This window comes from Streptomyces fuscigenes (genome assembly GCF_021556455.1).
In the GTDB taxonomy this organism is placed as follows: Bacteria; Actinomycetota; Actinomycetes; order Streptomycetales; family Streptomycetaceae; genus Streptomyces; species Streptomyces fuscigenes.
In genome coordinates, this window is the sequence record NZ_JAKGCV010000652.1 from 1 (window position 1) to 2,203 (window position 2,203).

Consider the following 2,203-nt stretch of genomic DNA (forward strand, 5'->3'; position numbering starts at 1 on the left):
CGGCGGGGGCCGGTTCCATCGTGTGCGCCGAACCGGTGCGGACCATGACGCGGCCGGGCTCCTGCCCGGGCAGCGCCGGAGCCGTCGCCGTCCCGGCGCGGACGTCCGCCGGCTCGTCCGCGCCCGCCCGGGTGCCGCCGGCGCCGTCCGCGGTGCCGTCGGCCGGGTCCGGAGCCTCCTCGCGGCCCTCGGGCCACTCCCCCGTGCGCTCCTTCTCGCTGAGGTAGCGGCGGAAGCGCCTGGTGACGACCTCGTGCATCGAGCGGACGTCGTCCTGCCCGGCGAAGCCCTTGATCTGGAACCTGCGGTACTCGCCCTTGCGCGCCAGGCCGTCCTCGAAGACGACCATGGACGCCACGACGTCGTCGCCCTGGAAGTGGGAGATGTCGAAGCACTCGATGCGCAGCGGGGCGCTGTCGAGGCCGAGCGCCGTCGCGATCTCCTCCAGGGCGCGCGAGCGGGTGGTGAGGTCGCTGGCGCGCTTCGTCTTGTGCAGCGCGAGGGCCTGCTGCGCGTTGCGGGCGACCGTGGCCATCAGGTCCTTCTTGTCGCCCCGCTGCGGGATGCGCAGCGAGACCAGCGAGCCGCGCCGGTCGCTGAGCCACTGCGCGACGGCGTCGGTGGCCGCCTCGTCGTCGCCGGGCAGCGCGGGGACCAGCACCTCCTTGGGCACCGAGTCGCCGCGCTCCTCCCCGTACAGCTGCTGGAGCGCGTGCTCGACGAGCTCCCCGGTGCCGACGGCCTCGACCTTGTCGGTGACCCAGCCGCGCTGCCCCCGCACGCGCCCGCCGCGCACGTGGAAGATCTGCACGGCCGCCTCCAGCTCGTCCTCCGCGACGGCGATGAGGTCCGCGTCGGTCGCGTCGGCGAGCACCACCGCGTTCTTCTCCATGGCGCGGCGCAGGGCGCCTATGTCGTCGCGCAGTCGCGCCGCGCGCTCGTACTCCATCTCCTCGGCGGCCTCGGCCATCTGCGCCTCCAGGCGGCGCAGGTACGCGCCGGTCCGGCCGGCCATGAAGTCGCTGAACTCCTCCGCGAGTTCGCGGTGCTCCTCGGGCGAGACGCGGCCCACGCAGGGCGCCGAGCACTTGCCGATGTAGCCGAGGAGGCAGGGGCGCCCGGTGCGGGCCGCGTTCTTGAACACCCCGGCGGAGCAGGTGCGCACCGGGAAGACGCGCAGCATCAGGTCGACGGTCTCGCGGATCGCCCACGCGTGCCCGTACGGGCCGAAGTAGCGCACGCCCTTGCGCTTGGCACCGCGCATGACCTGCACGCGCGGGAACTCCTCGTTGAGCGTGACCGCGAGGTACGGGTAGCTCTTGTCGTCGCGGTACTTGACGTTGAACCGCGGGTCGAACTCCTTGATCCAGGAGTACTCCAGCTGCAGCGCCTCGACTTCCGTGGACACGACCGTCCACTCCACGGAGGAGGCCGTGGTGACCATCGTGCGCGTGCGCGGATGGAGCCCGGACAGGTCCTGGAAGTAGTTGGCGAGGCGCTGGCGCAGGCTCTTCGCCTTGCCCACGTAGATCACCCTGCGGTGGTCGTCGCGGAACTTGTAGACCCCCGGCGAGTCGGGGATCTCTCCCGGCTTGGGGCGGTAGCTGGAGGGGTCGGCCATACGGCCACCCTACTGGCGGGGGCCGACAGCCAGATGCCGAGACGGGTCCGTGGGGCGCCGCCCCCGGGCCGGCTGCCCGGCGGTGGTCACGCCGTCGTGGAGGCCCCGCCCGCGGGCCCCGCGGCCGCGTGCGCGGACGCGCCGCCGGACGGCGCGGCGGATCCCGGACCGGCGCCGCCGGGACCGGCGACGAGTCTGCCGCCCTCGGCCCTGACCGGCACGGGCGGCAGCGGCGAGGACGCGGGCCCCTGCACGACCTTCCCCGTGGTGACGTCGAAGCGGCTGCCGTGGCAGGCGCACTCGCCGGTCGTGTCGACCACCTCGGTCAGCACGCAGCCCTGGTGGGTGCACACGGCACTGAACCCGTTGTAGGTGCCCTTCGCGGGGCAGTACACGACGACCCGGTCCTCGCGGTACAGGCGCGCGCCCCCCACCGGCACGTCCTCGGGCCGGCCGAGGTCGACGGGCGCGGTCGGGGTGGGGCTCGCGGCGGCCTTCCCGCCGGGTCCGCACGCGGCCGCGCCGAGGGCGGTGGCCCCGGCGGCCGCCGCGCCCTTGAGCACGGCCCTGCGGCGGGCGGGG

1 protein-coding gene and 1 pseudogene are annotated in these 2,203 nt (G+C 74.7%); both read right to left on the reverse strand.

The features are described 5' to 3' along the window. Positions 1–1,621 (reverse strand): excinuclease ABC subunit UvrC (gene uvrC, locus L1885_RS27390; protein WP_235799841.1); only part of this gene is annotated, 1,621 nt, incomplete at its 3' end. Positions 1,622–1,800: 179 nt separating this feature from the next. Further along, positions 1,801–2,203: pseudogene (locus tag L1885_RS27395) on the reverse strand (QcrA and Rieske domain-containing protein); the annotation flags it as partial.